At 63.2% G+C, this 18,821-nt stretch carries 13 protein-coding genes; 3 read left to right on the top strand and 10 right to left on the bottom strand.

What is annotated here, in order from left to right; all coding sequences use genetic code 11:
* Positions 1-58: 58 nt before the first annotated feature.
* Entirely contained in the window at positions 59-2,110 is a 2,052-nt protein-coding gene (locus tag OU11_RS03220) for a glycoside hydrolase family 31 protein (RefSeq protein WP_033514444.1), read from the top strand.
* A 1-nt stretch (position 2,111) separates the two neighbouring features.
* On the opposite strand, the gene OU11_RS03225 is transcribed toward OU11_RS03220, so the two are convergent.
* Positions 2,112-3,482, bottom strand: coding sequence for a glycoside hydrolase family 27 protein (locus OU11_RS03225; protein ID WP_033514445.1), 1,371 nt, complete (start codon positions 3,480-3,482; stop codon positions 2,112-2,114).
* A 199-nt stretch (positions 3,483-3,681) separates the two neighbouring features.
* On the opposite strand from OU11_RS03225, the gene OU11_RS03230 reads away from it, so the two are divergent.
* Both OU11_RS03230 and OU11_RS09575 read left to right on the top strand, forming a co-directional pair.
* Positions 3,682-4,737 (top strand): alpha-arabinofuranosidase, encoded by a 1,056-nt coding sequence (locus tag OU11_RS03230; RefSeq protein ID WP_033514446.1) that lies wholly within the window; start codon positions 3,682-3,684, stop codon positions 4,735-4,737.
* Between the two features lie 121 nt (positions 4,738-4,858).
* The gene (locus tag OU11_RS09575) at positions 4,859-5,272 is read left to right on the top strand and encodes a substrate-binding domain-containing protein (protein WP_223224126.1); all 414 of its coding nucleotides are present in this window, start codon (positions 4,859-4,861) and stop codon (positions 5,270-5,272) included.
* Here the strand turns inward: OU11_RS09575 and OU11_RS08620 are convergent.
* The 9 genes from OU11_RS08620 to OU11_RS03280 form a co-directional block, all read right to left on the bottom strand.
* Positions 5,259-6,230, bottom strand: a complete 972-nt coding sequence (locus OU11_RS08620; protein WP_052122583.1) for an AraC family transcriptional regulator — start codon at positions 6,228-6,230, stop codon at positions 5,259-5,261. The genes OU11_RS09575 and OU11_RS08620 overlap by 14 nt on opposite strands.
* Before the next feature lie 4 nt (positions 6,231-6,234).
* On the bottom strand, positions 6,235-8,421 hold the full coding sequence (locus OU11_RS03245) for a glycoside hydrolase family 127 protein (protein WP_033514447.1): 2,187 nt from the start codon (positions 8,419-8,421) through the stop codon (positions 6,235-6,237).
* A gap of 295 nt (positions 8,422-8,716) precedes the next feature.
* On the bottom strand, positions 8,717-9,526 hold the full coding sequence (locus OU11_RS03250) for a hypothetical protein (RefSeq protein WP_052122584.1): 810 nt from the start codon (positions 9,524-9,526) through the stop codon (positions 8,717-8,719).
* Positions 9,527-9,641: 115 nt separating this feature from the next.
* Positions 9,642-10,097 carry a DUF4143 domain-containing protein gene (locus tag OU11_RS03255; protein ID WP_161782754.1) on the bottom strand — a complete coding sequence of 152 codons (456 nt, stop codon included), beginning with the start codon at positions 10,095-10,097 and terminating at the stop codon, positions 9,642-9,644.
* 415 nt (positions 10,098-10,512) lie between these two features.
* The gene (locus OU11_RS03260) at positions 10,513-12,318 is read right to left on the bottom strand and encodes an ABC transporter ATP-binding protein (protein ID WP_033514449.1); all 1,806 of its coding nucleotides are present in this window, start codon (positions 12,316-12,318) and stop codon (positions 10,513-10,515) included.
* Positions 12,319-12,335: 17 nt separating this feature from the next.
* Positions 12,336-14,183, bottom strand: coding sequence for an ABC transporter ATP-binding protein (locus tag OU11_RS03265; RefSeq protein WP_033514450.1), 1,848 nt, complete (start codon positions 14,181-14,183; stop codon positions 12,336-12,338).
* 513 nt (positions 14,184-14,696) lie between these two features.
* Entirely contained in the window at positions 14,697-15,674 is a 978-nt protein-coding gene (locus OU11_RS03270; RefSeq protein ID WP_033514451.1) for an aldo/keto reductase family protein, read from the bottom strand.
* Positions 15,675-15,977: 303 nt separating this feature from the next.
* A complete protein-coding gene (locus tag OU11_RS03275; RefSeq protein WP_241469792.1) occupies positions 15,978-17,651 on the bottom strand; it encodes an RNA-binding domain-containing protein in 1,674 nt (557 codons plus the stop codon).
* Between the two features lie 354 nt (positions 17,652-18,005).
* Positions 18,006-18,821: MFS transporter (locus OU11_RS03280; RefSeq protein WP_033514452.1), on the bottom strand; the 816-nt coding region annotated here is incomplete at its 5' end.

Genomic DNA, 18,821 nt, shown 5'->3' on the forward strand with positions numbered 1-18,821 from the left:
TCGCCCCGACCGCATAAACCCGCGGACGCATTCCACCCAACACAGCGAAGGAGCTTCCATGACCATCACCTCGCCATTCACCGCCGCCGACGGCGCCCTGACCTGGGTCGGCGACGGCGAAACCGTCCGCATCGAACCATGGGGCGCGAACAGCATCCGCGTCCGGGCCCGCTTCATGCAGCCGATCGCCGACGCCGACTGGGCGCTGCTGCCGCCGCCCGCCGACGCCCCCGCACCGACCATCGTCATCGCCGATGACGGCTCCCAGGCCTCCCTGACCAACGGAGGCATCACCGTGACCGCGCGCATGCCCCGTTGGGACGGCCGCTGCGAGCTCACGTTCACCGACGCCGACGGCACTGTGCTGTTCAAGGAGACCGACGACGGCGGCGCGCTGCGGCTCAAGGCGCGCAAGTACGAGCCGCTGTCCGGCGGCGGCGCCCGCACCACGGTCACGTTCGACGCCGACCCGCACGAGCACCTGTACGGCATGGGCGAATACCAGCAGCCGGTCATGGACCTGAAGGGCACCTCGCTCGAACTGGCTCACCGCAACTCGCAGGTGTCGGTGCCGTTCGTCGTCTCCTCGAAGGGCTACGGCTTCCTCTGGCACAACCCGGCGGTCGGCCGCGCCACCTTCGCCAAAACCGGCACGCAGTGGCAGGCCGCCGCCTGCGACCAGATCGACTACTGGGTCACCGCAGGCGACTCCCCCGCGCAGATCGAACGGCAGTACGCCGACGCCACCGGCCACGCGCCCGTCATGCCCGAATGGGGCCTGGGCTTCTGGCAGTGCAAGCTGCGCTACTGGAACCAGGAACAGCTGCTCGAGACCGCCCGCGAGTTCAAACGCCGCAACATCCCGGTCGACCTGATCGTCATCGACTTCTTCCACTGGCCGCTGATGGGCGACTTCCGCTTCGACGAGGAGTTCTGGCCCGACCCGAAGGCCATGGCCGACGAACTGCACGAGATGGGCATCAAGCTCATGGTGTCGGTCTGGCCGCAGATCGACCTGGAATCCGAGAACTACGACGAGATGCGCGCCCACAACTATCTGGCCCACGTGACGGCCGGCAAGGACGTGGGCATGTGGTGGCCGCGCGACAACCAGTTCCTCGACGCCACGAACCCCGAGGCGCGCGCGTTCGTATGGGCGCTGGCCAAGCGCAACTACACCGACCTGGGCGTGGACGCGTTCTGGCTGGACGAGGCCGAACCCGAGTGGGGCGGCGACTACGACTACAGCCACTATCTGTATCACATCGGCCCGGTGAACAAGGTCGGCAACGTGTACCCGCAGCTGTACAACAAGACGTTCTACGACGGCCAGCTCGAAATCGGCCGCGAAGGCGAGATCGTGAACCTGACGCGCGCCGCCTGGGCCGGTTCGCAGCGCTACGGTTCGCTGGTCTGGTCGGGCGACGTGCACTCCACGTTCGACGACCTGAAGGCGCAGATCACCTGCCAGGTGCATATGGGCATGGCCGGCATCCCGTGGTTCACCACCGATATGGGCGGGTTCGCAGGCGGCGACCCGAACGACCCGGACTTCCGTGAACTGTACGTGCGCTGGTGCCAGTTCTCCTGCTTCTCGCCGGTGATGCGCAACCACGGCGACCGTTCGCCCGCCACCAAGGTGCCCGGCAAGCCGACGTTCGACCGCAAGGGCAACCCGATCGACCACATCCACACCGGCGCGGACAACGAGCCGTGGAGCTACGGCGAGGACGTCGAACGGATCGTGCGCAAGTACATCGCCGTGCGCGAGACGATGCGCCCGTACACACGCGACCTGTTCGCGCAGGCGCACGCCGACGGCCAGCCGGTCGCCCGCGGCCTGTTCTACGAGTTCCCGGACGACGAGGCCGCAGCCGACGTGGCCGACGAGTATCTGTTCGGCCCGGACCTGCTCGTGGCACCCGTCACCGAGCTCGGCGCGCGCTCGCGCGAGGTCTATCTGCCGGGCGACGAGTCGACCACGTGGACGAATCTGCACGACGGCGCCGAGTACGCCGGCGGTCGGACCATCACAGTCGACGCGCCGCTCGACGTGCTCCCGCTGTTCGCCCGCAACGGCGCCGATCACGCCCTGAACGGCATGATCTGATTCACTTGGGATCGAGGGCGATCCACAGCACGCCGTGGGGCGGGATGGTGCCGCGAATCACACGGTCGGCTCCTTCGCCCTCGATCCGCACGTCGGCGGGCGTGGCGCCGTCCTCGATGCCGGCGAACAGGTCGGTCAGCGTCCAACGGCCGTCGCGTTCGTCCAGTCCCACAATCGACTGCAACTCGATGTTCCGGCCGAGCTCGTACGCATCGTCGCCGGTCCAGAACAGCGCGGCGTAGTGGCCGCCGTCGTGCGCGGACATCGTGCCGTCGGCCCAGTCGACGGCGTCGGCGGCCCACACGATGAGTTCGCCGCGGTAGGAGCTCTCGTCGTCCCAACTGGCGAAGATCCGCTCGCGCACGGTCTCGTGGTTGTTGCGGGACCCGGCGGTGACCTCGCGCAGCGCGGGGTTGGCGAGCGCGGCGATGGTCTGAGGCGTGGAGGTGGGCAGGTCGCCGCCGACCATAAGCGGGCTGCGGCCCATGCACCACAGGGCGAGCAATGAGCGGCGTTCGTCGGGGGTCAGGCGGCAGTCGCGGTCGTCGCCGCGTTCGGCGCGCAGGCCGATGTGGCCGAGTGGGAGCATGTCGGCGTCGGCCCAGTGGCCGGTGGTTTGGAATGGCGCCCAGCGGGCCAGGCGTGCGAACTGCTGGTAGATGTCCTCCCAGCGGTCCCACAGGTCGTCGGAGATGCGCCACATCTCGGCGTTGCCGCGCAGGAAGTCCACGTAGCCGGTGGACACCCAGCCGCCGGGCGACAACGACAGCGTGATCTCACGCCCGTATTTGGCTTCGGCTTTGGCGATGGCGCGATGGTAGGCGGCGATCTCGTCGGCGTGGAACGGGGTCTGCATGTCGTCGACCTTGAGGAAGTCGAGTCCCCAAGCGGCGAACTGGTCGATCTGCGCGTCGTACCAAGCCTGCGCGCCGGGATGGTTCTGGTTCAGACCGTAGTTGTCGGGGTTCCACACGCAGACGTGGTCGAGGTCGGCGATTTCGCGGGCCGTGTAGTCGGTACCGAGCACCGGCAGGTCGTTCTCGACGGCGATGCGTGGGATGCCGCGCATCATGTGCACGCCGAGTTTCAGGCCGAGCGCGTGCACCTGTTCGGCGATCGGCCCGAAACCGCGGCCGTTGGCCGATGACGGGAACCGCTGCGGGTCGGGCAGCTGCCGGCCGTATTCGTCGAGGATGAGCGGCGCGTTCTCGTTGTAGCCGTGGGCGCGGGCGGTCGGGTCGTACCAGTCGATGTCGATGACGAGCGTATCCCACCCGGCGTCCAGTAGATGTTCGGCCATGAACCGCGCGTTGGCGAGCACCTCGGCCTCGGTGACGGTGGTGCCGTATGAATCCCAGCTGTTCCAGCCCATCGGCGGACGCCATGCTTTGGTTGCTGCGCTCATTGATTCCCCTTTCCGCCGCGCCGATCGCCTTTGGGCGCGGGTCGGCGACGACCCGTACGAAAACGTTGTACCATTACGGTTGATATACTATCAGCATCGCTGGCTGCAATCACCGCCGCCCGGCGCAGGACGGCGGGATATACGCGTTTCCGCACAAGGAGTCCAGATGAACGCTTCAGAACCCACCACCGCCTATCTGTTCGTGCATTTCACCGGCTTGGAGCAGTCCGAAACCGACGAACAGCTCTACTTCGCGCTAAGCCGCGACGGCCGCCACTGGCGCGACCTGCGGGAGGCTGGGTTCCCCGTGCTGACCTGGAAGGGCGGCGAAGGCGGCGTGCGTGATCCGCATATCGTTCGCGACCCGCGTGGCGGGTTCCACATCGTCGCCACCGATTTGAGCATCTACCACCGCGGCGGCTGGGGTCCGCATGACGGTGCGACCGAGAACGGCTCCACCGGCCTGGTGATCTGGGATTCGCCCGACCTGTCTCACTGGAGCGAGCCGCGGCTGGTCGACGTGGCCTCCAAGATTCCCGGCGCCGGCATGGCTTGGGCGCCCGAGGCCGCCTGGGATCCGGACCGCGGCCAATGGATCGTGTTCTGGGCCACCAAAACGAATGCGGACGCTCCCGCGGGCAGCGATGCGGCGGCACTGAACAACGAACTCGGCGACCCGACGAACATGTACTACGCCACCACCGCCGATTTCCGTACATTCTCCGACCCGGTCAAGTGGATCGACCGCAAGAACGTCATCATCGACACCACCATGCTGCGCGACGATGACGGCTGGTGGTACCGCGCGTCCAAGGACTCCGAGATCACGATCGAGAGGACCCGCAACCCGTACGCGGTCGCGCGCGAGGTGCTGCGCACCGACGACCCGAACGAGTGGAGTTTCGTCGGCACGCTCACCGATCTGTTGGGTAACGGCCGCTATTCGGAGCACTATCTGGAGGGGCCGGAGCTGTTCGTGTTCAATGACGACGACGTGGCGACGGTGAACGGACGTCCGATGCGCTACGGCCTGATGTGCGATCAGTATGCGGAGGGCAAGGGGTACACGCCGTTCCGTTCGGCGGACCTCGGTTCCCGCGACCCGCAGGATTGGTCCGTGGCCGACGACATCGACTTCGGCCGGCTCAAGAAGCGCCACGGCGCGATCCTGCCGATCACCGAGGCCGAGTACGAGGCGATCGAGGACACCTTCGCCAACTGATCCGGCCACGGTCAGGGACTCGACGACCGCGCAGGTTTTGGCATCAGCGCCGACACAATTCCTCGGCGGTGACGAAGTCCACCTTACCGGCATACCTATCGCGGGTGGCGTTGGACATCGGATGCTTGCTGAAAACCATGAACCGCGTATCGTCGTACCCGGGGATGAGCCCCTCCCGACCGAGAAGCGCCTCCACGGCTTCGGTCTCGTTGAACGAGTTGCGCCACGTGCATTCTCCCAGCAAGATACGTTTCGTCTGCGGGTCGGCAAGTACGACGTCGATTTCGGCCTGCGCGCGCCGGCGGACGTCAGAATCATCGGGTTCGACGGCATCGCCGAAGGTGCGTACGCCACCCCCTCGTTGAGCACCATCGCCATCGATTTCGACCAGCTGGCCCGGTTCACGCTGGACGCACTGATCCGGCGCATCGACGAGACACACCATGCCGATGGCACAGACCGTCGCCCCGCCTCCCGCGCCATCGTCGGCCACCGCCTCATCGCCCGCGAATCCACCGGCCTCACTCCGTGTTGAACAGGCGCGCGGGGAAGGCTTCACGGTATTGGGTCGGCGTCAGGCCGGTACGGCGTTTGAAAACACGCATGAAATACTTAGGGTCGTCGTATCCCACCTCGGCGGCGATATCGGTCACGGGGCTGGTGGTGGACGACAGCAGTTCGCGCGCCCGGTCGATCCGGTATTCGGCGATCTGTTCGGCGACGCCGATGCCGAACACCCGCCGGTACAGCGAGGTCAGGTAACTGGGCGTGTAGTGGAACCGTTCGGCCACACCAGCCACGGTGACATCCTCATACGCGTTCGCCCTCAGCCATGCGCGTACCGACCGCATGGCCGCCAGCCCGGAATCCGATGTCCGCCCCGATCTCCGCGCCCGCTCCTGCGCCGAGACCTCCAGCAACAGGCTGGTGGCGAAGTAATCGCAGTACGCGTTACGGTATGGGCCGAATTCGGCGAACAGATCGACCATCTGGGCGAACATGACGGACAGTCGATCCGGATTCGCGACCTCGGCCAGATCAGGCAGGATAAGATACCGGTCATCCTTCGGCAGCGCACTGCCGGACATCATGGGATGCAACCCGTCATCGCCGTTTCCTCCGACCGCGCGATGCCCTGCATCCACCTCCGCTGCCGTGTCCATGCCGACGGCACACCCCGCAACCGTCCGGCCGGCATCGGCCTGCGCAACGGCGCACACGGGCAATCGGAAATGCATCCAATAGAACTCCAGGTCGGCAGTGATGGACTCGGTGCCGGCATGCTCCACATCAAGCGGGAACAGCGCCACCTCATGCGCGGCGATGTGCATCCGGCGTTCCCCGACACGGATCGGCAGCACACCCCGGCGCACAAACACCAGTTCATGCTGGTCCATCGTGCGCCGCATATGCCGCCACCCCGGCCCGGACACGAACCGCCCGACCGATTGGAACGCCACCGGCCCATCCAGCCGCCCAACCATCACCGCCATACGCTCACACACGCAGCCAGACGGTCATCTCGGTCTCGCCGCGGTTGGCCCATGCGAAGTACGGGATCAACGTGATCGACGCGGACTCGCGCTCAGCCGGATGCCAGGCGGCATACAGCGGGCCGCCGGTAACACTCCGGACGTCACCGGACTCACGCCAGCCGGGAACCGTCAGTCGGACGATGTCACGCTCGACGGATTCGACCTCGCCGGTTCCTCGCTCATCCAGACCTTCGGCTCCGGCGTGGAACCCGGTCCGCTCGATGCGCACCTCGTCCGGGTCGGCCGCGACCGCCGCAGCGTCCACGTGCAACAGGTGCAACGCCGCGCCATTATCGATACCCTCGGCGCAGTACGTCACCGGTCCGCGCATGAACGCCACCTTGCCGGCGTCCTCGCGCACATTCGGGTTCGCGGCGAGCATCCGCACCGGCATCGGGAAGTCGAACGTCACCGTATCGCCATCCCGCCATTCGCCGGTGAGGTACAGGTAGCCGTCACGCACCTCGCGCGAGAGGCGGCTGCCGGCGGCGCCCTCAACGCGGATCGCGTCGGCCGCCGCCTCGCCGCCCGCCCAGGCCGGCAGGCGGAAGGCCAACGTGGCAGTGGTCACAGCATTGGCAGGCATGTCCGATTTGTCCGCAATCCGCACCACCGCACGGCCGTCGCCCCGCCACGGCAGGTTCGCGTCCATCACGAGCGCCACCGGCCGCCCGCCAAGCTCGACCGTTGCCTCACCACCCACGTACAGATGAGTGTACAAGGTGGACGAATCGTCGCTCACCGTAGTGGCGTACTGCTGGATCGACTCGACGATGCGGGCGATGTTCGGCGGGCAACAGGCGCATCCGAACCATTTCTGACGCACGGATTTCACGTGAAACTTGCGCTCGTCGCGATGGCAGGCGGTCGGGTCCACCTCCAACGGGTTCACATAGAAGAAGCTCTTGCCGTCCATCGCCATGCCCGCCAGCACGGTGTTGTACAGGGCCAGCTCCATGACGTCCGCATATTCCGACACCGGGCGAATCTGCAGCATACGGCGGGCGAAGAATGCGAGCGCGATCGCCGCGCAGGTCTCCGAATACGCGGTGTCGTTCGGCAGGTCGTAGTCATAGGAGAACGCTTCGCCGATGTGTGTGCCGCCGATGCCGCCGGTGATGTACAGCTTGCGGTCCACGATGTTGCGCCACAGCCGATCGCATGCGGCCAGCAGGTCGGAGTCGCCGGTCAGGCGGGCCACGTCGGCCACGCCCGAGTAGAAGTAGGCGGCACGCACCGCATGCCCGACGGCCTCAGTCTGCTCGACGACCGGCTCGTGCGCCTGATAGTAGGCGTACGGCTTGGGCAGGTTCGTGTTCGGTTCGACCGCCGTGCCGTCGAGTTCGGCGCGACGACGGTCCTCGGCCTCGAAATACAGCGGCGAGCGTCCGCGTTCGGTGACGAAGTAGCGCGCCAGATCCAGATACCGGCGTTCGCCGGTGGTCTCGTACAGCCGCACAAGCGCCATCTCGGCGATCTCATGCCCCGGATAGCCGTGCAGCTTGCCCTCGTCGCGTCCGAAGACCGAGTCCACGTAGTCGGCGAAGCGGCAGGCGGCCTTGAGCAGCTTGTCCTTGCCGGTGCCCTGGTAGTAGGCCACGGCGCCCTCGACCAGATGCCCCAGGCAGTACAGTTCGTGGTGGTCCTTCAGGTTGGTGAACGCGCGGTCCATGCCGTTGAGGATGTAGTAGGTGTCCAGGTAGCCGTTATCCAACTGGGCGTTGCAGACGATGTCGATGGCGGCGTCGGCAGTGGCCTCGAGTTCGGGATCGGGGTGCTGCGCCAGGCTGTAGCCGACCGCTTCGATCCACTTGGAGAAGTCGGAGTCCTGGAACACGAAGCCATAGAACGCGTCCGGATCGGGGTGCGCGGGATCCTCCGGCAGCGCCTCGAAGCCGCGAAACGTGTAGGTCGGGGGCACGAACGCCTTGCCCTGGGCGGCCTTGGACGCGTTCTGGCGCGCGGCAGCCTTGAAGTTGTGCATGCAGTAGCTGGGGGCGGCACCGGGCACGTTGTCGTTCAGCGCGTCCCACTGGAAGGGGATGACCGCGGTGCGCACCAGCTCCTGTTCGGTGTGCCAGAACGCGTCGGTCACGGTGACGCGGGACACCTCCAGCGGACGGCTGTGTTGTGCGTTGTGCTCTTGCATGGGGTTTCCTTCCTTACAGGTGCATTCCGGGCGCGGATGGCTCGGTTCGCGCATCATATTCCGGCATGGGATGCCGTCCACGATAGCGAACATGGCCACCGGCAGCAGGTGGACAAATCGTCGATGCGGTGGACTGTACACGCCGATGCGGAATCATCGTCGCACATCCTGCGTCAGCGGACAACTCAACTGGACTCCGTCAATCCACCATCGCCGGCAATCGCCGAGGGCCCGGCACCCACTGAACGAGCCGGAACCCAGTAACCGGAGGCGTCTGGTCCAGACACCTCGGAAATCAGGCGAAATCGAGGAATTCCACGAACGCCCGCGGGTATTCCACGCCGGTCTCCGTCACGTTGGAGAAGCACAGCACCGCGTCTTCGGGCAGGTCGCCGTCCGCCGTCCATTCGGCGGAACGGTCCAGGTCGAGTCCCTTGAGCGGCAACCGATCGCCCTGCGCATCCTTCACACCGGAATCGACCGTGATCCCCGCCGATTCAAACGATTCGATCTGGTCTGCGGGCAGCACCTCCTCCAGCGCGGACGTCAGTCCACGCTCGCACAACTCCCGGAACGTCTCCTCGTCGGTGATGATGGTGTTCACCTGTCCGACGGAGGCCATCGTGAACAACCGGGAGCTGCCGTCCACCATGCCGCCGCTCACGCCGGTTTCGGTGATGGTGAAGTTCGCATCGTAGGTGACCAGCTCGGAGTCCAGCCCCTCATCGGCCACGAACCGCCGTTCCAAAGCCTCCATCGGCTCGGTATACCCCTGCGACATATTCACGCCGGCGATGTACAGCAGCGGATCCGGCGGCTGGGTCACGAAATTCACCACGAACGCGATCACCGCCACCACGGCCGCCACAATGGCCACGGTGGCACCGAGGAAATGCTGGGCGAAGAACGGCCACTTGTCCTTCATCGGCAGTTCGTGCAGCGTCTTCCATTTCGACTGCTTGGCGTAGGTGTTCTCGCTGGCCAGCCCGGCCAACGCCTCCCGCTGCTCCTCGGTAAAGACGATGCCCTCGCGCGCACCGGGATCATCGTGGCGCCCGGCGTCACCTGACATACCGGTCATATCATCGTCGTTCCGCTCCGACATCGAACACCTCCATCCCACCATGGTGACCGCATGCGTTCCCGCTCAGTCTACACCGCCGTCCTCGGCGTATGCCGAATGCGCGAACCCATGGGCGTCGTACACCTATCAGCGCCGCTCACACGCCCAACGTATCCAGTGGAATAACCTGCACGCCATCGTCGCGACGGTATGCGAAGCTCCCCACCCCCACGATGACGGCCTTCACCGAAGCAGGACGCTGCCCCCGTTCGCTCATCTTACGATCAAGCCGCAGCACATTGGCGGCTCCCTCATCAATCTGCACGGCACCCAGCTTCACCTCGAACGCACCCCACGTCCCGTCCCGCATCTCCACGATCAGATCCACTTCCAGACCAGAATCATCCCGGTAGTGCATCACCTGCGCATCCATGGCACGGGCATATACCAGCACATCATGCGTCACCAATGATTCGAACAGGAACCCCAACGTCTTCGGATCGGTCCGCAACGTTTCCGCGGTACCGCCGATAGCCGCCGCAGCCAGCGAAGGGTCGGCCAGATGCCGTTTCATGGCCGCGCGGATGCGCACCGGGTGGCTCCTAGCGCACATCCTACACATGAGAACAATGCAAACTTGCTTTTTCAACTATTGTACTATGGTTTTTTCGAATGATTCACTAAGGCTTTTTCGAATTAGTCAGACTGGATTTTACAAATGATTCAGACCCGATTCTTCGAACATCACGGCATATTCGGATAACGGTAGGTGTTAATCTCGCCTCGTTCCACAACTGGCGAAATCGAACCGGAGCGGCCAAAGTCCCTCGCCAGCAACGCGTCTCCTTCCGCCCTCAATCTTCCTTCACTGGGCGGGTTGACGCTTCAGTGGGCGCCCCACAGCCGAGACCCGGCCCGTTAATCCTTGCAATATCAAGGCGCCTCGCGGAGGAAATCCCCCGCGAGGCGCCCACTGAAGCCATCATCCGCCCACTGAAGCGATGTTCCGTTCCAGCAGGGGCCGAGGCTCACAGATCCGCGTTGTGCGCGGCGCGGATCATCGCGTACTGCGACTCGTACAGGCGGTAGTACGCGCCCTTCTGCGCCAACAGCTCGTCATGCGAACCGTGTTCCATGATCTGCCCGTGGTCGATGTAGAAGATCTCGTCCGCGTTCTCGATGGTGGACAGACGGTGCGCGATGATGAACGAGGTGCGGCCCTCGAGCAGGTGGTTCAGGCCCGCCTGCAACGCCTCCTCGGTGCGGGTGTCGATGTTCGACGTGGCCTCGTCCAGGATTAGGATCCGCGGATCGGCGAGCAGCACACGGGCGAACGCGATGAGCTGGCGCTGCCCAGCCGACAGCGTCGAGCCGCGCTCCTCCACCACGGTGTCGTACCCGTCGGGCAGCTCCATGATGAACTCGTGGGCGTGCACGGCCTTGGCCGCGGCCTCGATCTCTTCATCCGTGGCGTCCAGCTTGCCGTAGCGGATGTTCTCGCGCACGTTGCCGGAGAAGATGAACGTGTCCTGCAGCATCACGCCCATCTGCCGGCGCAGCGATTCGAGCGTCACGTCGCGCACATCGTACCCGTCGATCGTCACCGAGCCTTCGGAGACGTCGTAGAACCGGGAGAGCAAGCTGATGATCGTGGTCTTGCCGGCGCCGGTGGGGCCGACCAGCGCAATCGTCCTGCCCGGCTCCACATGGAAGTCCACCAGGTTCAGGATGTTGCGGCCACCCTCCTCGTAGCGGAACACCACGTCGTTGAAGTCCACGCGACCGCGGATCTGCGGCAGGTCGCAGGCGTTCTCCTTGTTGCGGATCTCCGGCACCACGTCCAGTGTCTCGAAGATGCGCTCCAGGTAGGCCGAGCAGGTGATCAGCTGGTTGTAGAAGTTGCCGATGTTGATGACCGGGTTCCAGAAGTTGTTCGCGTAACCCACGAACGCGATGAGTACGCCGGTGGTCACGCTCACGCCGCCGAATCCCATCACGCCCACGTAGTAGATGAACGAGATCGTCATGACGGAGATGGTCTGCACGCCCGGCCACATGAGGAACTGGATGTGCACGGCGTGCATCCACGCGCGGCGCTGGTCGGCGTACTGCTCCTGGAAGGTCTTGTACTGGGCCTGCTCCTGCGCGAAGGTCTGCGTGGTCTTGACACCGGCGATCGACTCGTGGATATAGGCGTTCAGGTTGCTCTGCTTGTTGGAGAGCTTCTGGTAGGCCTTGCGCTGGAAATACTGCAGCACGCGCACCCAGATGATGAGCACCGGGAACAGCACCAGGCTGAACAGCGCGAGCCGCCAGTCGATCGCGAACATCACCACCAGCGTGATGATGAACGTGAACACGTCGGAGATCACGTTGATCAGACCGCTGGAGAGCGTGTCGGACAGCGTGTTCACATAGTTGACCACGCGGATCAGGATCTTGCCGTGCGGGCGCGAATCGAAGTAGCTGAACGGCAGGGTCTGGATGTGCGTGAAGATGTCGCGGCGCATGTCCTTGAGCATCAGCTGGCCCACGCGCGTGATCGCCACGGTGCGGTACCGCAGGCAGAGCTCGAACACGATGATCGCCACCACGAACACGCCGCCCAGCATCAGCAGGCTGGCCATGTCGCCGGCGGGGATGATCTGGTCGATCATGATCTTGGTCATGTACGGGATGGACACCGAGATGCAGCTCATGAAGATCACGACGGCCAAGATGCGGAAGACATCGGCCTTGTAGGGCTTCAGATAGGTGCCGATGCGCAGGATGTCCTTGAAGTTGATCTGCTCCTCGAGCGCCTCGTCCTCACGGTAGGTGTTGCGTTGTGCCATGGTCGGTTCCTCCTTCCTTACTCGTCGTATCCCTGCGAGCGCCCGGACTGCATGCCGAGCTGTTTCTTGTAGATCTCCCAGTACCGGCCGTGCGCCTTGACCAGGCTGGCGTGGTCGCCGCGTTCGACGATCTGGCCGTGCTCGAGGACCAGGATCAGGTCGGCGTCCTTGATCGAGGAGATGCGGTGGGCGATGGTGATGATGGTCTTCGCGCCGCCCATGTCCTTGAGGTGCTGCTGGATCTCGGCCTCGGTCTCCATGTCCACGGCGCTGGTGGTGTCGTCCATGATCAGGATGGCCGGGTCGTCCGCGAGCGCGCGGGCGAGCGACAGGCGCTGCTTCTGTCCGCCGGACAGGCCGACGCCGCGTTCGCCGACGACGGTGTTGTAGCCGTCGGGCATCGAGCGGATGAATCCGTCGGCGCCGGCGATGGTGGCCATGCGGCGGATGTAGTTCTCGTCGCGGTTGCTGCCGGCGCCGAAGGCGATGTTGCCGCCGATGGTGTCGGAGAACAGGAACGTGTCCTGCGCGACGACGCACACCTGCGAGCGCAGGGTGGTCAGCGGCCAGTCGCGGGCGTCGATGCCGTCGATGACGACGTGCCCGACGGTCGGGTCGTAGAACCGGGAGATGAGGTTGACGAGCGTGGACTTGCCCGCGCCGGTCTCGCCGAGGATGCCGAGCTTGGTGCCGGCGGGGACGAAGAAGTCGAGGTCCTTGAGGATCGGCGTGTTCGGGTCGTCCGGGAAGGCGAAGCTGACGTGGTCGAAGCGGATCTCGCCGCTGATGCGGTCGGGGGCGGCGGCGCGCTGCTGGCCCACCTGGCTCTGTATGGTCACGGCCTGCTTGACCGTCTCCTCGGCGTCGGGCTTCTCGACGATGCGCGACTTGGCGGTGAGCAGACGACGGATCTTCACGCAGCTGGCGTTGAAGCGCTGGGCGTCGTTGAGCAGCCAGCCGAACTGGCGGACGGGGCCGTCGATCATCCACAGGAAGCTGTTGAAGCTCACCAGGTTGCCGAGGGTCATGTACCCGTTGATGACGAGCCAGCCGCCGAACACCAGGGTGATCAGCTGCAGGGAGAACGAGCAGCCGTCAAGCCAGGGCAGGTAGCGGCGGGAGTTGTAGGCCTGCGCCATGTTGCGCTGCATGTAGTCCTCGTTGTGCTCGTCGAACTTCTGCGTTTCGAAGTCTTCGCGCACGAAGGCCTTGACCACGCGGTTGCCTTCGATGTTCTCCTCCACCATCGAGTTGAGCGAGGCCAGGGAGTTGCGGATGTCGAGGAACAGCGGGCGCGCGTGGCTGGACAGCTGGCGGGCGAACAGCCAGATGAACGGGGTCACGCAGGCCAGGGCGAGGGCGAGTCGCCAGTCGATGGCGAACATCACGCAGATCGCGCCGATGAACATCACGATGCAGTCGAGGATGTTGTAGGTGGTCCAGGACAGGAAGTGGCGCATCGCGTCGGTGTCGGAGGTCATGCGGCTCATGATGTCGCCGACGCGGGTGTGGTTGAAGTAGGTGAAATCGAGCTGGTGCAGCTTCTCGTACTGGTCGGAGACCAGGCGGAAGATCGTGTTCTGCCCGAAGCGCTCCATGAACATCTGGTAGCCGTAGCGGGAGCCCACGCGGATCAGCGTGAACACGATCATGATCAGGCACAGCCGTGTCAGCATGTCGGCGTGGCCGCCGGTGATGACCTGGTCCACGATCACACCGGTGATCAGCGGGATGATCAGCGCCATCGTGTCATTGACGATGAACAGCAGCACCGCGCCGAGCACTCGTGGCAGGTCGGGTTTGCAGTACGGCAGGATCCAGCGGTAGTTGCTGGCCTGCTGATTGCGGTTCGGATCGACATACATGGTATGGGAACCCTCACTCCTGTGGTAGGTAGGCAATCCGTGAGACGCGTCGGTGCCGTTGGACGGACACGGCCGCGCAGGACCCGGTGTGCATGGCTACGCCGCCGTCCCGTTCGACGGTCACCGGCTGACTCTTGGATTGTGTTTGCTTGGTTTTCGGTTTCGGTTTTGTGGTGCGGCCATTCCGCGGCCGCTACGATTCACGTCCGTCGTGTTTCGAGTAGTCCCGTCACCGGCTCTTCTCCCGGCCGAACCCCCTGTTCGGATTCGCAAACGCGGTTCATTCTAGAACAACCGTCAACGACTGCAACCATGTACCACATCCGCGTGTTGCCGCGTCATCGCAACGTTTTCCGACTGCTTAGCCCTATGCGGATGTATGTGGTTTTTTCGTGGCTGCCGGCGCCTGTCAGGTCCATATGGCGCACCAACGCCGGCACCCTGCATCACAAGGGCCACTTAGGTGTGGCCCAAACGAGTTTGGGCCACACCGCGTTTGTTCGCTCCCGATCGTCAGCCGATATGGCGCTCGAACCGATGGAAGCCGAGGATGCGGTCGATCTCGGCGAGCGCGTCCGCCGGCAGCTCCACGCCCGAGGCCGCCAGGTTCGATTCGAGCTGGCTGGGCTTGCTGGCGCCGACGATCACCGAGCTGATGACCGGCAGGCGCAGGATCCACGCCAGCGCGAGCACCGGCATCGCAAGGCCCAGCCCGTCGGCCACCTTGCGCAGCTCCTCGACCTTGTCCAGGTTCTCGTCGGTGAGCAGGTCGTTGATCTGGCGGTCGGCCTGCCAAGTGGCGCGCGAGCCTTCCGGCAGCGGCTGGCCCTTGCGGTACTTGCCGGTCAGCAGCCCCTGCGCCAGCGGGGAGAACGGGGTGATGCCGATGCCGTAGCGTTCGCAGGTCTCGACGATCTCATGCTCGATGTAGCGGTCCATCATGTGGTACTGCGGCTGGACCACCGTCATCGGGTGCAGGCCGCGCTCGGAGATGATGCGCTGGGCGCGCTCGAGGCGGGCGGCGCTCCACTCCTCCGAGACGCCGTAATACAGGATCTTGCCCTGATCCACCAGATCGCTCAACGCCTGCAGGGTCTCCTCCATAGGGGTGGTCGGGTCGAAGCGGTGGCAGTAGTACAAGTCGATGTAGTCCATGCCGAGGTTCTTCAGGCTCCGCTCGCAGTTGGCCAGGATGTGCTTGCGGGACAGGCCGTGCTGGTTCGCACCGGGGCCGGTCGGGAAGAACACCTTGCTGGACACCACGACCTCGTCACGGGGATACTCCTTGAGCACGCGGCCGAGGAAGATCTCGGCGTCGCCGCCGGAGTAGGCGTCGGCGCAGTCGAAGAAGTTGACGCCGGCCTCCCATGCCTTGCGTACGATCTGCGCCGCGTTCTCCACGGCCGCCGTGTCCTCGAGCCGGGTCATCCAGCTGCCCAGCGCGATCTCGCTGACCTTGATGCCGGCCTTGCCGACGTTACGATACTGCATGTACGGTTCCTTTCACATGCGGGAATCGCTCCCCAATCCTCATCGTCGGGCCGGTATCCGCTGCGATATCCCACTGTTGTGCCCACCACCATAGTACATCGTTTACCTTTCTTCAACCCACCCTCCATCGAAAAGACGAAACACGATACCGCCGGTTTGCCCGCCAGAGTCAACTGAGGACACGCGCCAATCTGGGAATACGCCTCGATGACATAATTCCAAATAGCGAAGGAAATGCACGCATGCAGCTTGATGAGCCCGCCGAGCAGACTAGAAACGCAAACTATTAGTCTATTCTCTAGTCTATTCGTCTAACATCCACTGTGCGTTCCCCCGTGCGCCGTCAGGCCTGATGCGGCGCTCCTTGCGTAGTTCCTGAAGCAAATAGCTCACATGCTTCTTGCGCTGTGCGTCGTTCATGTCTTCCGGGAGTGCGTGCGATATGGCGGAAACAACTTCCGCCCGCGTGCATGGACGAGTGCGCAGAAGCTTTATGATGAGCTCTTTGCAGATGCTCGCGTCCAACCCCTTCCGCCGCACATACTCCTCATGGGTACCGATAATCCCCGCGACTTTCGACGAGAGCGTAAGCTTCGGATAGCGGCCCTCGACAAGGCCCCTGCTGCGAAGAACCCTCGCTTGTTCCCGAGTGATAGGACTTCTCTTCTGAACGAGGTCAAGCATGAAGACTGTCTCAAGGTCCATCTCCGGCTCCGCAGCGAGCAATCGCGTATACGCTTCGTCAAGAACCCTGCCATAAATGGTGACCGAGACACGATTTCGTTCCGAAAGGTCGTAGGTGGGCAAAGGCAGCATCCTGCCACGCTGGATCTCGTAAACGTTCCTGATACCTATAGCGTTCTGATCAATCATCTCCGTATTGACCATCGCGTCCGCAAGCAGGCGATTCCGGTAATACGGCGGCTTATAGCCGGGTTCCAGCGCCCTTTCAATGGTTCCGGGAATGAAGGAACCCTCATTCTTGAACACGAGGCGGTCCTCGTATTCCAACACGTTGATCTTGCCTGAATTTCGGTAGTCCTGATGGGCGATGGCGTTATGCAACAGCTCACGGATGACCTCAGGGTCGTATTTGTTGGCGAGGGTAGGAAATAGCGTGACCCGACTATCGAAATAGCGGTACCGCTCGTTCCTGATTTTCCCCAGCACCTTGTCCACCTGAAGGATGAACGGCGGATCGAAATGCTCATATGTCTCCACGCGTCCATCGGAGGCGTAAAGAGTCCACGTGATTCTGGGGGCCGCCCCTCCGAGGAAGACGGTCGACTCGGGGCGTCCAAGAAGCACAATCGCAGCGTTTGTGATGTGGCCGTGGACGAGGAAACCCATCTTGCGAAGCATCTCCCCCTCGTCAAGCGACTTTACGGCAGGTTGCTTCACGGCGTACTTGTCAACGTAACGCTCGCATGCGAATCGAATCGCCTCAGGATCGAGGTCGTCGAGATTCGCCTCGAATGACACCTTTTTCGACCAGTCGGGGCGCGACTGTCCCCAAATCGCCTCCAGTTTGAACCGGGGCATCTGCACAAGCGACTCATTCTCCCGCGACCACGGAATACCGCGCCACGTTGTCGGAGAGGCAAACTCGCACGGCGGTATCTGAAACGCCACCACACGTTTCCCGTCTACGTCGAACTCGTAAATCTCTTCGAATGTAAGACCGTTGTTGAGGTTCTCCGCGATTTCGTGTTTAAGGCTACGAAGCCCGACACTCGGATGTCGTTGCTCCTGCCGATAAGCAGTGCCGCATATCTCCCTCTTATTGGTCACCCCGAATAGAAGCCATCCGCACTCCACGCCGCGAAGATTCGCTTCGTTGCTAAGCGCTGAAAAGTATTTGCCCAGCTTCTCGAAATCAAAATTTCGTTTTGCTTCCTTGTATTCAACAACCTCGGTTTCCACATCCCCCAGTAGGAAATGAACAAGCGCTGGCATTTCCGACAAATCCCTGATCACAAGCCCCCCATAGACTAGAATATAGACTAATTTCTTGCAGATTAGTCTATCGCAGCTATACGGCTGCACGCAAACGACGTAGCGTTTATGTTGGATCCCACTGAAACAAAGAGAAACCCGGCGGAGGGAGCCGCCGGGTGAGAGAGAAGAGAGAAGAAGGGTTCAGTTATGGGGTTCCACCGGAACCTCGCCACCAGCTGTAACTGCTGACGACATCCATATAACCGCTCGTTGCTTGGAGGAACTTCAGCGTTTCCCTCAAAGCTCGCTGAGAGGAATGTGGCGGGGATGTGACGGATAGACAACACTATTCGAACCGTATCATTATCCACGGCCTAGACACATCAATCGACGCTAATCGACGCTGGCATTCCGACTGGCGAGTATGGCGTCGGCTTCTGCGTTCTTAGCGTTGATCTCCTTCATGCGCTTGTTGGTCAACTTGTACGGGATGAGCGGAATCACGCACAGGAACGTAAGAATGGCAGGCACCGCATTGACCACGAAGTTGATGTTCTCGCGCATGACTTCGTCCACGACCACACCCTGGCGGTAACCGAACAAGCCAAGCAGGAACAGGCCGAGCGATCCGCCAACAGCCAACCCTAACTTGATGCTCATCGCCATCACGCCCACGGAGGCACCCGGCATGCGCTGGCCGTTGCGGTAATACCCGTATTCCACACAGTCCGACGTGGCGGAGAACATGATCAGCGCCGTCATCGCGAAGAAGCCGACGAAGAACGAACCGATGACCACCAGAATCGGATTCGCGTCCGGACCGAGTAGGAACAGGACCAACAACGCCCCGCCGTCCAGCAGGTTCGTGGCAATCATGCTCATCTTCTTACCTGCAACCTTGATCAGCGCGGGAACGACGAACGGGACCAGGAACTGCCCCACCTGATAGGCCACCATGATCGTGCCGGCCAGGTCCGCACGCTGCAGCGAATACTGGTAGTAGTACACCTGCGTGCCGACGCGGGTCAGAGACGCGGCTGTACCCAACGTGCTCGAAACCACCAGCAGGAGCAGCATCGGGTTCTTCAACAACGAGCCCAGCGACTCGGAGAACTTGACGGGCTTATCGAACACATTGACGTTGACGACCGTCTCCTTGCAGAAGAGAAAGCTGCACAGGATCAGCGGGATGCACACGATGATGTAGAT

This window comes from Bifidobacterium pullorum DSM 20433 (assembly GCF_000771405.1).
Lineage (GTDB): Bacteria > Actinomycetota > Actinomycetes > Actinomycetales > Bifidobacteriaceae > Bifidobacterium > Bifidobacterium pullorum.

Coding starts and splice junctions, on each gene's coding strand:
- OU11_RS03260 (WP_033514449.1), bottom strand. CDS start 12,318: ATGGCACAACGCAACACCTACCGTGAGGACGAGGCGCTCGAGGAGCAG.
- OU11_RS03245 (WP_033514447.1), bottom strand. CDS start 8,421: ATGCAAGAGCACAACGCACAACACAGCCGTCCGCTGGAGGTGTCCCGC.
- OU11_RS03250 (WP_052122584.1), bottom strand. CDS start 9,526: ATGTCGGAGCGGAACGACGATGATATGACCGGTATGTCAGGTGACGCC.
- OU11_RS03265 (WP_033514450.1), bottom strand. CDS start 14,183: ATGTATGTCGATCCGAACCGCAATCAGCAGGCCAGCAACTACCGCTGG.
- OU11_RS03230 (WP_033514446.1), top strand. CDS start 3,682: ATGAACGCTTCAGAACCCACCACCGCCTATCTGTTCGTGCATTTCACC.
- OU11_RS09575 (WP_223224126.1), top strand. CDS start 4,859: ATGCTTGCTGAAAACCATGAACCGCGTATCGTCGTACCCGGGGATGAG.
- OU11_RS03255 (WP_161782754.1), bottom strand. CDS start 10,097: ATGTGCGCTAGGAGCCACCCGGTGCGCATCCGCGCGGCCATGAAACGG.
- OU11_RS03220 (WP_033514444.1), top strand. CDS start 59: ATGACCATCACCTCGCCATTCACCGCCGCCGACGGCGCCCTGACCTGG.
- OU11_RS08620 (WP_052122583.1), bottom strand. CDS start 6,230: ATGGCGGTGATGGTTGGGCGGCTGGATGGGCCGGTGGCGTTCCAATCG.
- OU11_RS03270 (WP_033514451.1), bottom strand. CDS start 15,674: ATGCAGTATCGTAACGTCGGCAAGGCCGGCATCAAGGTCAGCGAGATC.
- OU11_RS03225 (WP_033514445.1), bottom strand. CDS start 3,482: ATGGGCTGGAACAGCTGGGATTCATACGGCACCACCGTCACCGAGGCC.